This is a genomic window from Flavobacterium fryxellicola (assembly GCF_900143245.1).
Lineage (GTDB): Bacteria > Bacteroidota > Bacteroidia > Flavobacteriales > Flavobacteriaceae > Flavobacterium > Flavobacterium fryxellicola.
The window spans coordinates 109457-126568 of record NZ_FRDK01000007.1; the positions used below are offsets into that span (position 1 = coordinate 109457).

The 17112-nt window shown below is 33.6% G+C and carries 17 protein-coding genes; 4 read left to right on the forward strand and 13 right to left on the reverse strand.

Features of this window, described 5'->3' with window-relative positions; genetic code table 11:
- The first annotated feature begins 95 nt into the window (after positions 1–95).
- From BUA03_RS11370 to BUA03_RS11385, 4 genes are all read left to right on the forward strand, one after another.
- Positions 96–1457 (forward strand): exonuclease domain-containing protein, encoded by a 1362-nt coding sequence (locus tag BUA03_RS11370; protein ID WP_066076964.1) that lies wholly within the window; start codon positions 96–98, stop codon positions 1455–1457.
- 24 nt (positions 1458–1481) lie between these two features.
- A complete protein-coding gene (locus BUA03_RS11375; RefSeq protein WP_066076967.1) occupies positions 1482–2312 on the forward strand; it encodes an ion transporter in 831 nt (276 codons plus the stop codon).
- A 159-nt stretch (positions 2313–2471) separates the two neighbouring features.
- Positions 2472–3389 carry a tRNA (adenosine(37)-N6)-dimethylallyltransferase MiaA gene (gene miaA, locus BUA03_RS11380; RefSeq protein ID WP_066076970.1) on the forward strand — a complete coding sequence of 306 codons (918 nt, stop codon included), beginning with the start codon at positions 2472–2474 and terminating at the stop codon, positions 3387–3389.
- Positions 3390–3440: 51 nt separating this feature from the next.
- Positions 3441–4181, forward strand: a complete 741-nt coding sequence (locus tag BUA03_RS11385; protein ID WP_066076973.1) for an acyl-[acyl-carrier-protein] thioesterase — start codon at positions 3441–3443, stop codon at positions 4179–4181.
- A gap of 186 nt (positions 4182–4367) precedes the next feature.
- Here the strand turns inward: BUA03_RS11385 and BUA03_RS11390 are convergent, their stop codons facing one another.
- From BUA03_RS11390 to BUA03_RS11450, 13 genes are all read right to left on the reverse strand, one after another.
- Positions 4368–5084, reverse strand: coding sequence for a response regulator transcription factor (locus tag BUA03_RS11390; RefSeq protein WP_066076978.1), 717 nt, complete (start codon positions 5082–5084; stop codon positions 4368–4370).
- A gap of 3 nt (positions 5085–5087) precedes the next feature.
- Positions 5088–6671 (reverse strand): sensor histidine kinase, encoded by a 1584-nt coding sequence (locus BUA03_RS11395; RefSeq protein ID WP_066076981.1) that lies wholly within the window; start codon positions 6669–6671, stop codon positions 5088–5090.
- Between the two features lie 59 nt (positions 6672–6730).
- The gene (coaE, locus tag BUA03_RS11400; RefSeq protein ID WP_066076985.1) at positions 6731–7327 is read right to left on the reverse strand and encodes a dephospho-CoA kinase; all 597 of its coding nucleotides are present in this window, start codon (positions 7325–7327) and stop codon (positions 6731–6733) included.
- Between the two features lies 1 nt (position 7328).
- Complete coding sequence (locus tag BUA03_RS11405) at positions 7329–8330, reverse strand: glycosyltransferase family 2 protein (RefSeq protein WP_066076988.1); 1002 nt, start codon at positions 8328–8330, stop codon at positions 7329–7331.
- 152 nt (positions 8331–8482) lie between these two features.
- On the reverse strand, positions 8483–9673 hold the full coding sequence (gene fabV / locus BUA03_RS11410; protein WP_066076991.1) for an enoyl-ACP reductase FabV: 1191 nt from the start codon (positions 9671–9673) through the stop codon (positions 8483–8485).
- 66 nt (positions 9674–9739) lie between these two features.
- Complete coding sequence (locus tag BUA03_RS11415; RefSeq protein ID WP_139255649.1) at positions 9740–10447, reverse strand: hypothetical protein; 708 nt, start codon at positions 10445–10447, stop codon at positions 9740–9742.
- A gap of 78 nt (positions 10448–10525) precedes the next feature.
- Positions 10526–12178: a DNA repair protein RecN gene (gene recN / locus BUA03_RS11420; RefSeq protein ID WP_066076996.1), complete on the reverse strand. Its 1653-nt coding sequence runs from the start codon at positions 12176–12178 to the stop codon at positions 10526–10528.
- Positions 12179–12234: 56 nt separating this feature from the next.
- Positions 12235–13119 (reverse strand): type IX secretion system protein PorD, encoded by an 885-nt coding sequence (gene porD, locus BUA03_RS11425; RefSeq protein WP_066076999.1) that lies wholly within the window; start codon positions 13117–13119, stop codon positions 12235–12237.
- Positions 13120–13185: 66 nt separating this feature from the next.
- Entirely contained in the window at positions 13186–14403 is a 1218-nt protein-coding gene (gene coaBC, locus BUA03_RS11430) for a bifunctional phosphopantothenoylcysteine decarboxylase/phosphopantothenate--cysteine ligase CoaBC (protein WP_066077205.1), read from the reverse strand.
- A 7-nt stretch (positions 14404–14410) separates the two neighbouring features.
- Positions 14411–14728: a DNA-directed RNA polymerase subunit omega gene (locus tag BUA03_RS11435; RefSeq protein ID WP_066077001.1), complete on the reverse strand. Its 318-nt coding sequence runs from the start codon at positions 14726–14728 to the stop codon at positions 14411–14413.
- Positions 14729–14736: 8 nt separating this feature from the next.
- Positions 14737–15531, reverse strand: coding sequence for an outer membrane protein assembly factor BamD (locus BUA03_RS11440; RefSeq protein ID WP_066077004.1), 795 nt, complete (start codon positions 15529–15531; stop codon positions 14737–14739).
- Between the two features lie 128 nt (positions 15532–15659).
- The gene (dapA, locus tag BUA03_RS11445; protein ID WP_066077006.1) at positions 15660–16547 is read right to left on the reverse strand and encodes a 4-hydroxy-tetrahydrodipicolinate synthase; all 888 of its coding nucleotides are present in this window, start codon (positions 16545–16547) and stop codon (positions 15660–15662) included.
- A 9-nt stretch (positions 16548–16556) separates the two neighbouring features.
- Complete coding sequence (locus BUA03_RS11450; RefSeq protein WP_066077009.1) at positions 16557–17075, reverse strand: DUF6913 domain-containing protein; 519 nt, start codon at positions 17073–17075, stop codon at positions 16557–16559.
- Positions 17076–17112 lie beyond the last annotated feature (37 nt).

Genomic DNA, 17112 nt, shown 5'->3' on the forward strand with positions numbered 1-17112 from the left:
ATTTTTGCTTAACGATTTTTGACCCGAGCGATAGCGAACTGGCGAAGCATTTCAGACACTTCATAATTTGTAAGATTAAACATTAAATAAAAAATTTGTACGCAATATTAGACATAGAAACTACCGGAGGACAATTCAACGAAGAAGGAATTACTGAAATCGCTATCTATAAATTTGATGGTCATGAGGTGGTAGATCAATTCATCAGTTTGGTAAATCCTGAAATCCCTATTCAACCGTTTGTTGTCAAACTTACTGGTATCAATAATGCCATGTTGCGCTCGGCTCCCAAGTTTTTTGAAGTCGCTAAACGCATTATCGAAATGACAGCTGATTGTGTTATCGTGGCTCATAATGCGTCCTTTGATTACAGAATCCTAAGAACTGAATTTCGACGTTTAGGTTACGATTTTGAATCCCAAACACTTTGCACGGTTGAATTATCGAAAAAATTGCTACCGGAGCAACCTTCCCACAGTCTTGGAAAGCTTGTTCGTGCGCTTGGAATCCCAATGGCAGACCGTCACCGAGCGAGTGGTGATGCTTTAGCAACGGTTAAACTATTTAAAATTTTGCTGGAAAAAGATGTGGAAAAAGAAATCGTAAAAGATTTTATTAAACTGGAAATCCAAAAAGGAATTGCACCAAAATTATTAGACATTGTCTCTAAATTACCGGCTAAAACGGGCGTTTACTACATTCATAATGAAAAAGGAAATCTAATATACATTGGCAAAAGCCGAAATATAAAAAAACGAATCAACCAGCATTTTACAGGAACATCCAGTAAATGTAAAAAAATTCAAGCCGAAGTTTTCACCGTAACGTATGATGAAACCGGAAGTGAGCTCGTTGCTTTATTAAAAGAAAGCGAAGAAATAAAAGTCAACAAACCCATCTATAACAGAGCACAACGAAAAAGTATTTTCCAGCTGGCTTTGTACGCCGAAAAAGATGAAAAAGGATACATCAACTTAAAACTACAAAAAGCCGACGGTCGAAAAAAAGAAATCACCTCTTTCACTTCCATTCAAGAAGGAAAAAATGCCTTGTTTAGAATCACCTCTCACTACAATTTATGCCAAAAATTAACGGGATTGTATAGCACTAAAACAAACTGTTTTCAATACAGCATAAAAGAATGTGACGGAGCGTGCTTAGGTGCTATTTCTCCAGAAGAATACAATGCAAGAGTTCAAGGATTTATCGAAAAAAATAGTTTCGAAAATCAAAATATGGTATTGATTGATAAAGGAAGATCGATCAGCGAAAGATCAGCAGTATTGATAGAAAACGGCATTTATAAAGGCTATGCTTTTTATGACTTGAACTATCAAATCCACAATATTGATATTCTGAGAAACATCATAATCCCAATGCAAAATAACCGAGATACCAAAAGCATTATCCAGGGGCACGTCAGAAAAAACAAAACGTTAAAGACAATACAATTCTAAACGCATATTAATCCCTATTTAAGGATGCAAAGAATAAAGTCAAAATTTGACTCCTTCAGACAAAAAACAAATATCATAATTTACGGCACAAATACTGCTTCAGGGCGTTTATTTGATCTGGTTCTTCTAGGCGTAATACTGACAAGCGTCATCATCGTAATGCTGGAGACAGTCAAAGGTTTTGATCTAAAATACCATCAAGAACTCATTGTTCTAGAATGGATTATCACCATTTTCTTTACCCTAGAATACTTGCTTCGCATTATTTCCATAAATAAACCTTTAAAATATATTTTTAGTTTTTATGGAGTTGTTGATTTGATTGCGACATTACCCATGTATTTGTCGCTATTTTTTGTAGGAACCAGTGTTTTGACGATATTTCGAGCTTTTAGACTTTTACGACTATTTAAGATACTAAAACATCCTCAATTCTCTAGCCAATCCGTTCATTTAAGGGAGGCCTTAATTGCCAGCAAAGGTAAAATTCTTATTTTCATCTACTTCATGCTAATTAGTAGCATTATAATAGGTTCAATCATGTATGTAGTCGAAGGAAAAGAAGGTGGCTTCACCAGTATTCCCATCAGTATTTACTGGACTATAGTAACGCTAACAACGGTTGGATATGGTGATATTTCACCTATTACACCGCTAGGACAAGCCATAGCCTCCCTAGTGATGATTATGGGATACGGAATAATCGCCGTCCCTACTGGCATCGTTTCTGCTGAATTTGCAAACACCAATCGTAAAAAAGCATTGGTCCAAAGGGTTAATCCATGCTCAAGTTGCGGAACCGAAGGCCATGAATCTAATGCCAAATACTGTTTTCATTGTGGAACTGAACTATAATTTATTAACTTGAAGCCAATCCAGCTGTGCACTGCAACTCCTCGTTATTCCAGTTGTTTTTCTAAAGCATAAAAGGAGCTTCCGTTGGTCGCTCTTTTACACCTAGAAAAATAACTTCCTTAACTCCGGGGTTTCCGCTACCATCTGGGCTAAAAAAATATGAAATACCTAATCACCATTATTGGACCTACCGCAATAGGAAAAACCTCCTTAAGCATCGTATTGGCAAATTACTTTAAATGCGACATAATTTCTTGTGACAGCCGACAGTTTTTTAAGGAGATGACCATTGGGACCGCGGTTCCCAGCAAATTAGAACGGGCTGCAGCCAACCACCATTTTATCCAAAACAAATCTATTTTAGAAAATTATACCGTAGGCGATTTCGAAAAAGAAGCTATTGCCAAACTGGCGGAGCTCTTTTTAACCAACGATTACGCCATTTTAGTAGGTGGATCCGGATTGTATGTTGATGCTATTCTAAAGGGTTTTGATCAGTTTCCCGAAATTGAACCTGCGGTTCGTTCCGATGTAAATGCGAAGTATGAAAAACTTGGAATTGGATACTTACAACAAAAACTCGAAGTTTTAGATCCCGATTATTACAAAACAATAATGGAAGAAAATCCGCAAACTTTACAAAATCCGCAACGCATGATGCGTTTTGTAGAGGTTTGTGCGGGCTCTGGAAAACCTTATTCCTCTTTTTTAAACCAAAAACAAAATAGCCGCCAGTTCACTCCTATTTTAATTGGTCTAGAAGCCGAAAGGAAAATCATTTACAACCGCATTAATCAACGTGTGGACATCATGATCAACGAAGGACTTCTGGCTGAGGCCAAAGATTTGTTTGCACACAAAGAATTGAATGCATTACAAACTGTGGGATATCGGGAATTATTCAGTTATTTTAATCGAGAAATCTCATTGGATTTTGCCATCGAAGAAATAAAGAAAAACACCAGACGATTCTCCAAACGCCAACTGACATGGTTCAAAAGAAATGAAAATACCAAATGGTTTGATTTTGAAACGCCTTACGAGAAAATAATTGAATACCTAAATTCTAAGAAATAGTGCAGGTCAAGTGCATCATATAATATAAAAATAATACGATCTAAATTACCTATGTCTATATCTCCACACTTTACATCTGTTCTCAGCAAAGACTGGGAAATCAATTTTACGCAATGCGCTCCAAATGGCTTTTTAAAGTATACTGATTTATGCAACATTCTACAATTAACCGCTGCAGCACATTCTGAAGTTGGCGGAATCAGTTTTACGGACATGCAGGAGTTCGATCAAGCTTGGGTTTTAAGTCGGATGCGTGTTGAAATCTCTAAATTACCAAAATGGGGAGATACAGTTACGGTAAAAACATGGATCAATTCACTGGAAAACTCCCGTTCTGTAAGGGCGTTAGAAATGCATGTGAACGGAGAAAAAATTGTAGGTTCTGAAACTTTTTGGGCTGTTTTCAATACTAAAAAGCGTCGACCTGAAGGTTTAGCTTTACCGTTTGATCATTTTGAACTATATCCAAATACTAAAGCTACAGCACATGGATTTTCAAAAATTAATTTGGATTATGACAAAGAAATAGTCTTTGAAAAAACAGTATTCTTATCTGATCTAGACATTGTGAATCATGTTAATAATGTCAAATATTTAGAATGGTGCTTGGATTTAGCAGACGAACATTTGATCCTTAAACAAGGAATTGAAAGTTTTGAAATGAATTTCTTAAAAGAATTATCTTTGAAGGATAGGGTACAAATACACGAAACTAGTTCCGAGAGTAAAACGGTGTTTAGCATTATCAAGGATGATAAAACAAGTTTTGCTTTGCAACTGAATTGGAAATAACGCGTATTTGGTCCCATTTTTAGAAAAATTTTCCGATGTAAAACAAAGACATCTATCATTCTAAACCCTAGCCCTGATAGCAATGGAAATCCTTTATTCTCGTTTCTTTAACGAGAATAAAGATTGTAATGGATAGCAGGAATTAGCTCCAAAAAAAAGGCTCCAATTTCTTGAAGCCTCTTTACTTTATTGTACTACTTTATTTTTGACAACTAATCTAAATCCTTCTCCGTGGATGTTTAAAATTTCAACATTTTCATCCAGTTTTAAGTATTTTCTAAGTTTAGCGATGTACACATCCATACTTCTTGAAGTAAAATAGTTATCATCTCTCCAGATTTTTGTCAAGGCTAATTCTCTTGGCATTAAATCATTTTCATGAAGAATCAGCATTTTCAATAATTCATTTTCTTTTGGAGATAATTTTATTGGCTCTTCATTATTAAACGTTAGAAAACGAAGCTTAGAATTCAGATGAAATTTACCAATATTGAACTCAAACTGTATTTGTTCTGCTTTTGTATCCGAAGATTTTCTTTGTATTATCGCTTTGATTTTCATCAATAACACTTCAGAATCAAAAGGTTTATTCAAGTAATCATCAGCACCAGCTTTATATCCTTTGAGTACATCTTCTTTCATTGATTTGGCTGTCAAGAAAATAATAGGCACTTCGTTATTTTTTTCTCTGATTTCCTTAGCTAAAGTATAACCATCTTTATAAGGCATCATGACGTCTAGAATACATAAGTCGAAAGTATCTTTTTTGAATTTTTCAAATCCTTCCATTCCGTTCTTAGCTAGAGTTACGTCAAAATCATTTAACATTAAATAATCTTTTAAAACCGCTCCAAAATTAAGGTCATCTTCAACTAAAAGTATTTTTTTATTTACATTTTCCATATTCTAATTTATTAATGGTAATTTTATTATGAAGGTACTCCCTTTTCCCTTTTCACTTTCTACATAAACTTGACCGTTATGGTCGTCCACAATTCTCTTTACATACGCTAGACCTAATCCATGACCTTTTACGTTATGGATGTCACCTGTATGTTCTCTATAAAACTTCTCAAAAATTCTTTTTTGAGCAATTTTACTCATACCTAAACCTTTATCTTTTATTTTGATAATGATCATGTCCTTGATATTTTCTGTAAAAACCTCAATTTCTGGCACATTTGGAGAATATTTTATGGCGTTCTCTAAAATATTTACAATTACATTGGTAAAATGAACATCATTGATTAACACCGTAGTTCGTAGCGCATTAAAATGACTAACGATCGTCCCTTCCCTATCTTCTAATATTAAATTAACGTGTTCTATTGCGTCATTTATAATATCATGAATGTTATGTGATTCTTTGATAATATTTAATTCTTTCTTTTCTAATTTTGATATGCGCAATACATTTTCTACTTGCGCATGCATCCTTTTATTTTCGTCTTTTATCATTTGGAGGTACCGAAGAACCTTCTCTTTATCATCAATTATTTTTGGGTTCCTAATGGCATCCAACGCTAAATTAATTGTGGCAATTGGCGTTTTAAACTCATGCGTCATGTTATTGATAAAATCATTTTTAATTTCAGAGATCTGACGTTGGCGAATTAATTGATTCAAAGCGCTAGAGTATGCAATTAAAATAATAAGTGTGAAAATTATAGAAAGTACGGTAACACTAACCAATTCAGACAATAAAAATTTCTTTTTATGAGGAAAAGTAACCAGCAATTGGTATTTGCTATTGCCTTCGTTATCTGAAAATATAGGAATGGAATAGGTTGCCTCTTTATCGTATTTAAAATCAGTAGATTTTACTTTGGTAGCTAAATTATTGCTATATACACTAAATTCAAATTTAGTATTAACACCATATTCTTCTAATTCTTTTTTGATCAGTTTACTCAAGGTTTCTTTTGAAACTCTTTCCTGAATAGGCAATACCGCAGCAAAATCTTTATAATAAATCTCAAAAGAAGCATTGTCTAGAACATCTAAATTTCCTATTTTCTCAATTCTGATATCAGGTATTAAACTTTTGTTTACCGCTGATTTGTCAATAGAATTGTCGCTATAAACCTCTGTAACGCGTTTAGAACTAAAACTCTTAAACTTCTCGCTATCAAATTTTTTATCAAAGAACGTTGGTGATATGTTGTAATCTTCTGAAATTATACTATTGGAATATATAATTGTTTTATTTGTTCTTGGATTTTTTTGAACATAGTAAAACTCCAGTATATCGTCTTTCTTAGGCACTTTTCCAGTGCTATCTTTATAATGATTTATTTTGTCATAAAAGTTATACGCTTCCTGTTTTTGAATTTTATCAGCCACATTACCAATAACTTGCTTAACATGGAATTTAAACTGCTCATCATTATTTTTAAAAGACGTATTGAACCAATACACCTGAACAAGAATAATCCCAATAAGGGATAAACTCATCAATAAAACAAGTAATCTAAAAAAAAGTTTGTTCATCGAAACAAATTTAGTATTTTAACAATATATTAAATAATAGATTAACCAAACATTAACACCTATGTATGTTTTTGTTTAATCTTTAAAATTTTAAGAATTTGATCAACTTCACGTTTGGCGATTTCAATCGTACTATTTTCCACAACAAAATCACTTTTTGAAGTTCGTTTTTCATCTGTCCATTGCGCGCCCATTCTTTTTAAAATAGCTTTGCGCGTCGTTTTGTCTCGTTCCAAAACACGCTGAACTCTCGTTTCCACAGGAGCTGTAATGGTTATAATTAAATCGCAGTCTTTATAACTTCCACTTTCAAACAAGATGGCTGTTTCATAAATGATGTATGCAGCTGCTTTATTGTCCAATAGCCATTGCTTAAAATGTCTTTTTACTGCCGGATGAACAATAGCATTTAGTTGGGCTAATTTAGCAGGTTCATTAAACACAATTTTAGCCAGTTTTTCTCTACTTAAAGTGCCGTTTTCAAAAACTATATCGCCAAATGTACTTTTAATAGCAGCTACAATTTCTGATGATTGCATTAGCTTTCTCGCTTCATCGTCAGCAATATAGATTGGAATCCCAAAGGAATGAAAATACTTAGCAATGGTCGTTTTCCCGCTTCCAATACCCCCCGTCAATCCAATAATTTTTGTCATATTATATTTTGAAAAATAATTCAGGGAAAGCTTCTTGCGGTTTTTGCTTTAAAATTATCACTTTAACGTAGGATTTCATAAAACCTAAACCATAACCATAAAATTGTTTCCATACCGCTATTAAAGATAAATAACCAATTTTAATACTCTTATTCTGATAAGAAGACACCAAAAACAGCACCAAAAAATATAGAAAATAAAGCTGAAGTAGGGAATCAAAATTAAAAATTAGCATCAATAAAAAGGAGATAAAAAATCCAACAATGAAAATCGAAGGAAAGAAAAAAGTCAGTTTACTGTATTTTGGATACCAGCTATTTAAAATAGGCCTTGCTTTACCAAATTTATTTACCTGAATTGAAAATTTATCCCAGTCTATTCTTCGCTTATGATATACGTAGGCGTTGGGAAAAAGTTTAGTTTCAAATCCTAAATTCCACAAACGAATGGATAAATCTGGATCTTCACCAGGATGAATGTTTCCAAAACCTTTGGATGCTTCAAACCCTTTACGAGACAATCCCATATTAAAACTTCTAGGTTGAAACTTACCTATTTTCTCCGAACCGCCTCTTATCCCACCTGTTGTTAGAAAGGAAGTCATCGCAAAATTGATTGCTTTTTGTATGTCGGAGAAACTGTCTAAAGCTTTGTCTGGTCCTCCAAAACAATCTACGTAATTTTGTTTTAAAGCGGTATCAACTACTGATAAATATTCTTTTGGAATAATACAATCCGAATCAAAAATGATAAAATAATCTCCTCTAGCCTTTTTCATACCGTAATTTCTAGAATTACCAGGCCCGGTGTTGTCCTTATAATAATATGAAATATCAAGTCTATCGCCATATTTTTGCGCCACTTCCTTACAAACTAAAGTAGAACCATCTTCTACGAGTACAATTTCAAATATCTCTTTATAGGTGGAATGTGTCAAACTTTCTAAGAGTTCGTCCACTTCATCTGGCCGATTGTAAACTGGAATTATTAAGGAAAACAGCATAAATTATAATGTCGTATTAGTATTGTATTTTGGAACTTGAAAATTTTAACAAATATAATCTTTCTCCATAAAAAAACCACCAACTAACAGTTGATGGTTTTAAAATAGTTTCTAATTTATCCCTCTATTTCCAGTAGTAGAGATGCTTCTAATTAGGCAATACTTGCGATATTTACTACTTCGTTTGTCTCCGCCTTATAATCTACTCCTGCAACATCAAATCCAAATAAGTTGTAAAAATCTTTCCTGTATCCTTCTAAATCACCTATTTCAGCTAAGTTTTCGGTTACGGCCTGCATCCACAATTTAGCTATTTTCGCTTGAACATCAGGACGCATTTCCAAATCGTCAATACGAATTCTACCGTTATCATCAACAGGAACTTCGTTTCCTGTGTACAATCTCTCTTGATATAAACGTTGAATTTGTTCAATGCATCCTTCGTGAATTCCTTCTTCTTTCATTATTTTGTAAAGCAAAGAAATATACAAGGGAATAACGGGAATAGCAGAACTTGCTTGCGTTACTAATGCTTTATTTACAGAAACAAATGCTTTCCCATTAATACTAGCTAAGCGGTCAGTGATAGCAAAAGCCGTTGCTTCGAGATGGTCTTTTGCACGACCTATAGTCCCTTTTCTATAAACTGCTTCGGTCAATGAGGGCCCAATGTAAGAATAGGCAACCGTTGTCGCCCCTGGAGCCAATAAATTTTCAGCTTTTAAAGCATCAATCCACATCGACCAATCCGCACCACCCATAACGGCAACTGTATTTTCAATATCGTCACCGCTGCAGGGTTCGATAGAAATCTCTGATACTTTTCCAGAATGAAAATCAACGGTTTTATTTGTAAAGGTACTTCCGATAGGTTTCAAAACAGAACGGTGCAGCACTCCTGTTGTAGGATGCATACGAACTGGGGACGCTAAACTATAAATAATTAAATCTACCTGACCTAAATCCGCTTTTATAAGATCTATTGTTTGTTTTTTGATTTCATTAGAAAATGCATCTCCATTAATGCTTTTTGCATACAATCCAGCATTATGCGCTTCGGTTTCGAAAGCGGCTGAATTATACCAACCTGGCGAAGCCGTTTTTCCTTCAGAAGGTGCTTTTTCAAAAAACACACCAATAGTTGCTGCGTCACATCCAAAAGCACTTGTAATTCTGGAAGCCAAACCAAAACCAGTTGAAGCACCAATTACTAAGACTTTTTTTGCGCCATTAACAGCTCCCTTAGATTTTATGTATTCTATCTGATTTTTAACATTTTGCGCGCATCCTTCTGGGTGTGATGTCGTACAAATAAATCCTCTCATTCTTGGTTCAATAATCATAACTGTCTTTTATTTCCGTTTTATATTGTTCAGTTTGTTCCTCTTTTGATTAAAAAAACAAATTTCTTATTTAATAATTTTATTAATATTTTCTCTTACCGTTACGATATCTATTTTTTTGTTTTTGCATTCCACGTTTTCCGCTTGGTAAATTGTTAAAAATTCATTGAAATCTTTACAATCTTTTAAAACATTAAACTCTTTTTTAACGACATCAAATGCAATCCCCTTTAATCGATTCATGGAAGAACCTAATGCACCGCCAACAGCTCCGCCGGTGCCATAAGCAAACCCTTTTGACCAAGCATTAGCAAGTTCTGCTTCTAAATAGAGAAACTTGCCCGCTTGCAACACCCTATGGTACGAGTTTGGATTATCTCCTTCTTCACTTTTATCTCCTTTTACTGCATACTTGCGGAAATTTTTCTGTTGTATGTAAAGATTTCCTTCTAGTGAAACAGCAAAAACTCCCGTCAATTTCATTTGGTCAGCGACAGTATAAAGAAAAATATGATCAACAATAACGTCTTTTGGTATCAATTTTTTTTCAAATCCAACAATCGCTCTGCGTTCAACTGGATTAAGTTTGGTCTTCTTTTTGTTTATAAAATCTTCTAAGGTAACATAAAATCCATCTGAATAATCCCTAACAGCATACATAGGAGTATTGGTAAGATCTGAACTTACGGCAGTAGTAGTTGCCATCGTCTGCCCAATAGAAGTATTAAAGAAAGAAATGCAGATTACACTAAATATTCCGATTGATTTATTCATAGTTCTATTTTACTTTACAGGAGAATTATTAAATTAATTGAGTACTGTTTTTTTAAGCGACAAATATAATTTAAAATATTAGTTCAACAAGGCTTTCGCGTGATTTAAGGCTGATTCAGAAACAATAGTTCCAGATAACATTTGCGCAATTTCCACTACTCGATCTTGGTCATTTAACAACTTTAACTCCGATTGTGTATCCTCACCAACAGTCGATTTAAACACTTTAAAATGAGCATTCCCTTTTGCGGCAATTTGAGGTAAATGCGTGATGGCAAAAACCTGCATCTTTTGGCTCATATCTTTCATAATTTCGCCCATTCTGATAGCAATTTCACCGGATACACCCGTATCAATTTCATCAAAAATCAGTGTTGGTAGTTTTGAATATTGTGCCAAAATCGCTTTAACAGCCAACATAATTCTCGACATTTCACCTCCCGAAGCTACTTTTTTCAATAAACCAAAATCAGTTCCTTTATTCGCCGAAAACAAAAACTGAAGCTCATCTTTACCATTTGAAAAATACGTAGCAACCGTATTAATTTCTATTTTAAAACGAACATTTGGCATTCCTAAAGTTTCTAAAATCACTATTAGCTTTTGAGACAAAACCGGAATAGACTCTACTCTTTTATCATGAATCGCAGCGGACATGACATCTAAACTTGTAGTCTTTTGATCTATCGAATCCGTCAATCCTGCAATTTCTTCTTCTAGGTTCCCTAATTCTAAAACTAAATTTTCTAATGTACTTTGAATCTGCAATAGTTCTTCCACCGTACTAACCTGATGTTTCTTTTGCAAACTAAAGATAACTTGTAGCTTCTGACTAATTAAATCCAATTGTTCTGGATCATTAACGAGTTTTTCTGAACAGCGATTGATCTCTTCTGAAATATCATCAAATTCAATCGTTACACTTGCAATTCTTTCCAATAAAGATTGATAATCAGCAGAAAAAGGTGCAATTTTCTGCAAAGCAACTTTAATTTCTTTCAAATTATTCATCACACCTATTTGTTCATCATTAGCAATAGCCAAAGCCTTATCAATAGATTCTTTTATAATTTCAACATTATTTAATTTCTCAAAATCAGCTTCTAGCGTTTCTTGTTCCCCAGATTTCAAATGGGCTGCAACTAATTCATCTAACAAAAAAGTATTGTATTCCTGCTCTTTTTTAGATTCACTTTGTCTTTTCAGCAGTGCGTTTAATTTAGATTTATCTGATTTATAACTTTTTAAAAGCACTTGATACTCTAAAATAGTTTCCTTATTACCAGCAATGGCATCGATAATATTAAACTGAACATTTTCATCTGAAAGTTCTTGCGTTTGTTGTTGCGAATGAATATCAATCAAGAACAGACTTAATTCCTGAAGTTCCTGAAGATTAACGGGACTGTCATTAATAAAAGCCCTAGATTTCCCTGATGGCAGAATCTCGCGTCTAATTATAGTTTCGTTTTCATAATCTAAATCATTAGCTTCAAAAAAAGGCAACAAATTATACTTTGAAATTTCAAAATGAGCTTCAATAATACACTTTTCTTCTTTATTTTTCAAGGAAGTTAAATCAGCTCTTTTTCCTAAAACAAGTCCTAAAGCACCTAAAATAATAGACTTACCAGCACCTGTTTCTCCAGTAATTGTTGAAAAACCCTTGGAAAAATCAATAGTCAATTTTTCTATTAAAGCATAGTTTTTTATCGAAAGTGACGTTATCATTTTATTTATTTTTGGAATGAGAAACTAGAATTGAACTAAAGAGAATGGAAAAACAATTACTGTTTTATCAAAATCCATTTACTCGAGTTCAACGGAGAAATTTTAGTAAGACTATCGACTAAATCAGATATTGAAGTACTTGGACCTCCCGAAAAAACAGAAACAATCTCATCTGATTTGGCATCAAAAAAGACACGTGTTAGAAAGGCGTTTGGTCTTACAGCATTTAATTTTGATAAATTAAGTACTGCTACTTTAATTTTTTCTTTGGCAATTTTTACATCTTTGGTCATTAAATCTAAACCGGTGTGATAATCAAATGCCGTTTGTCTGATTTGCTTAAAAGTGGGTGATACGATATCGTTTATCAAAAAATAACGCGTTTGGTTCCCATCAGCTTGACTCCAACCTTTTGATCCTCCTTGTTGTGCCACGTTTGAAATGTTTTGGGCAATTTCAAAATTAGGGTTACCCGATTCCAAAACAAAAGTATCTGCGTCCATTGCTAAAATCACATAGCTATAAAAAGCAAGAACCGAAACTAAATTAGAATCAAATGTAGTTGGGCTAAATATTAGATTTTCAAACTCCGTATACCTAAAACTAAAATCTTTATCATTATAATTGAATACTGGAGAAGCATACGAGGAATTAAAAACAGGTCTTGATGACTGCACTTGAATGGTCGCTGTAAATTGATCCGAACTATTCGACGAAATCGTAAGATACATCGAACAATTAATTTTTTCGTTTTGCTTCACTGCGACACCCGTCCAATCTGTTTTGTTTACAAACTCAGTTATAGCAGTTTCTAACGTTTTAAAAACTTGTTGATTGGTTGCGCTTAATCTTTGTGAATCAACCGTTACGGTACAATTCAGCTGTTGCGCTTGGGCAATTCCAAGAATAAAAAGCAGCAAAAAAGTAAATATTTTATTCATTTGTAGATTTCTATTTTAAGGTTTTGTCAAATTCGCAACTACTACTAAAGGTGTTATTTTGGCCTTCTATCGTTGCATTCCAAAATGCATCATTATTTTATTTAAGATATCCGCTGCAACTGCCTCTTTTGACTTTAATTCCATTGATTCAATATGAAAAAATTTATCAATAAAAGTAACTTTATTGGTCGCCTTGCCGAAACCTGCACCCTCATCTTGAAGTGAATTCAAAACAATCAAATCTAAGTTTTTTTTCTGAATTTTTAACTTTGCATTTTCAATTTCATTTTCTGTTTCTAAAGCGAAACCAATCAAGAATTGATTTTTCTTTAGCAAACCTAGTGAAGCTAATATATCTTTTGTTTTTTCGAGTTCGATTACAAAATTAGTAGCGGCTTTTTTAATTTTCTGTTGAGCGACATGTTTAGGCCTATAATCTGCCACTGCTGCTGCTGCCACAACTGCATCTACATCCGCATAAAACTGATGACAAGCCAAATACATTTCTTCTGCAGAAACAACTGGGATAACATGTATCAATGGATTAGAAACAGTGCAATTTGTGGGTCCGGAGATTAAAATCACGGAAGCACCTAAATTTGCAGCACTACTTGCGATATCAAAACCCATTTTGCCTGAAGAATGATTTCCTATAAAACGTACAGGATCTATTGCTTCGTAAGTTGGACCGGCAGTGATGAGTATTTTTTTTCCCTTAAGTGGAAGTTTGCTATTTAAATCATCAGTTATAAAAGCAACAATGTGTTCTGGTTCAGCCATTCTGCCCTCTCCAGATAGTCCACTTGCCAATTCACCACTTTCGGCAGGAATTATTGTGTTTCCAAATTGTTTTAAAAAAGTGAAATTAGCTAGAGTAGAAGGATGTTTATACATGTCTAAATCCATTGCAGGAGCAAAATATACAGGACATTTTGCTGACAAATACGCTGCAATCAAAAGATTGTCACACGTTCCGTTAGCCATTTTAGACACTGTATTTGCCGTTGCAGGAGCAATAATCATTAAATCAGCCCAAAGTGCTAATTCTACATGATTATTCCATTTTTCATTTTCATCATCTTGATTGTAAAAACTGGAATATACGGGATTTTTAGATAACGTAGATAACGTCAGTGGAGTAATAAAATCCTTAGAAGCAGGTGTCATGATCACTTGGACATGTGCACCTGCTTTTATGAAAAGTCGTACTAAAGATGCTGTTTTATACGCTGCAATTCCACCAGAAATTCCTAGTAAAATTTTCTTCCCGTTTAAAACTGACATCGTACTATTATTTACTTGAATCTCTGTGGTAAATTTTACCATCTAACCATTCTTGAACTGCTAAAGCGTGTGGCTTTGGCAATTTTTCATAAAATTTTGAAACCTCAATTTGTTCTTTATTTTCAAAAACTTCTTCAAGACTATCATTATATGTAGCAAATTCTTCTAATTTCTCTGTCAACTCTTTTTTGATTTCAGAATTGATTTGGTTTGCTCTTTTAGCCATAATGGTTATTGCTTCATACACATTACCAGTAGGTTCTTCAATAACATTTTTGTTGTATGTTATTGTATTTACTGGAGCATTCGTCTTTTTTAAATCCATGACTTTATTTATTTAGTAAATTTTTGTAAATCTTTATCTATTCGCACTAACATTTCGTTAGCTACTTTTTTGTATTTTGTTTCGGCATTAAATTTCATCAGATTTAATTGGGCAGTTTTGGCAACAATTAATCGATCTTGCATTTTTGCAGGAACACTATTAATAGCCAATTGGTAGGCTGAATCAAATTTGTAATACAAAGCATCTTCTTTGAATGGTGTTCCAGGATAATCTGCAACAAAATTATCTAAAGCAACAATAGCCGATTTAAAATCTGATATTGTATTGTATCCCTTCGCATTTTCATATACCTTTTTCTCGATCTTTTCACTCAGTACTTTTACAGCATTATTAGCTTCTGTTACATACTCGGAGTTTGGATAAGTATCAATAAAGGATTGCAATTTGTCTAATGCTTTATTCGTATCTGTTTGATCTAAGCTGAAAACTGGAGACAACATCGAATAACTTTTTGCGCCTAAATACGCCGCTTCTTGTACTTTTTCACTTTTTGGATATCCAGAAACGAAACTTTCAAATTGATATCCTGCTAAATAATATTGTTTTGTTTTATAGTACGATTGCGAAAACATGTAAAACAATTTCTCCGCTTGAGGTTTCCCTCTGTACGCTGGAGCAATTTGCTCAAAGATCCGTATTGCTTTAGAATATTTTCCAGCATCATATAATTTAGTAGCCATGTCAAACTTAACAGCAACATCTTCGGATTTTAATGCTTTTTGGTATTCGTTGCAAGAACTAAACACAGCGACAAGAAGCAATAGAGATAGTAGTTTTTTCATTTTTTTACTTTTTTTATGATTTCTTGGTTGAAACAGCCTACGAAATCATACCGAAGTTTCGGTGGCAAATTTAGTTATTAATTTAGCGACTTCAAAATATATTTTTTGTTTAAAAGAAAACTCCTTTTTTAGGCTTGTTTGTTGACTTTTTTTACAAATTGATCAATTCTTCCGGCCAATTCATCATCTACTTTTACTAATGGCAAACGCACGGTGTTTTCGGATATTCCCTGTGATAGAAACACTTGTTTGATTCCGGCTGGATTTCCTTGCTCAAAAATCATATCAATACAATCAGATAAAAGGTAATGACATTTAAAGGCTTCATCCACTTTTCTATTCAGGCCTAAGCGAATCATTTCAGAAAATTCCTTAGGAAAACCTTGACCAATAACTGAAATTACGCCTGCTCCACCTGCTAAAACTATTGGTAAAGCAATCATATCATCGCCTGAAATCACCAAAAAATCTTTTGGTTTGTCTTTCAATAATTGCATCGCTTGAACAAGATCTCCTGCCGCTTCCTTTATTGCAACAACATTTTTGAATTCAGTAGCCAAACGCAAAACAGTTGAAGGCAACATATTACTCGCTGTTCTTCCTGGAACATTATACAAAATCACTGGAATTGGAGAAGTTTCCGCTATCGCTTTAAAATGCTGATAAATCCCTTCTTGTGTAGGTTTATTATAGTACGGTGAAACAGAGAGTATCGCTGCAAATGCTGATAAATCTCTTGTTTTCAACTCTTCGATAACTTTCGCTGTGTTGTTATCTCCCACTCCCAACACTAAAGGCAGCGCCCCATTATTAGCTTCGATTACAGTTTGGATAACGATTTCTTTTTCTGCTGGAGACAAGGTTGCATTTTCGGCTGTTGTACCTAATACTACCAGATATTCAATTCCTCCATCGATAGAAAAATTAACAATTCTTTTTAATGCTTCAGTATCAATTGAAAAATCTTGTTTAAATGGAGTTACAAGGGCAACACCCGTTCCTATTAATGATTGCATAACTTAGATTTATATTTTGTTTAATAATTTTAAATATTTAAATAATTCACTTACAAAAATGGTGTAAGTTTTGATTGTTGTTTTAATCATAAAATGATTTAATCTTTTATCTACTGACGAGAATCCCACTTTAAATTGGGCTTTTGAATGGTGCGTAATTTGCATTAAAATAGCGCTCTCTTTTTCATAATAACTAATTAAAAGATCAAACTTTTCAGCACTAAACGCAACAATATCGGCATTTGAAATTTGACCGTTCCATTTAAGATCTCCCGCAACAAATGTGGTATAAAGGTTTTTTTCGTTCTTCCTAAATTTATTGTGAAATACCATCACTTTCAAATTGTCCCTTGCAATTCCGTTAGCCGTTAGGGCTTCAATCAGCAGATCCGTTTGTTCAAAATCAGTTGCATCAATCAATAAGCCAACGTTTTGTATTGCGCCGACAGCGTTTGTATTTTTTAAATTTTTCAAGTGATTTTTAAGTGATTTTTTTACAAAAAAATTCTTTATATGATTTAAAAACATATTACTTTTACTTGGTTACAAAATTAATTAATTAAGT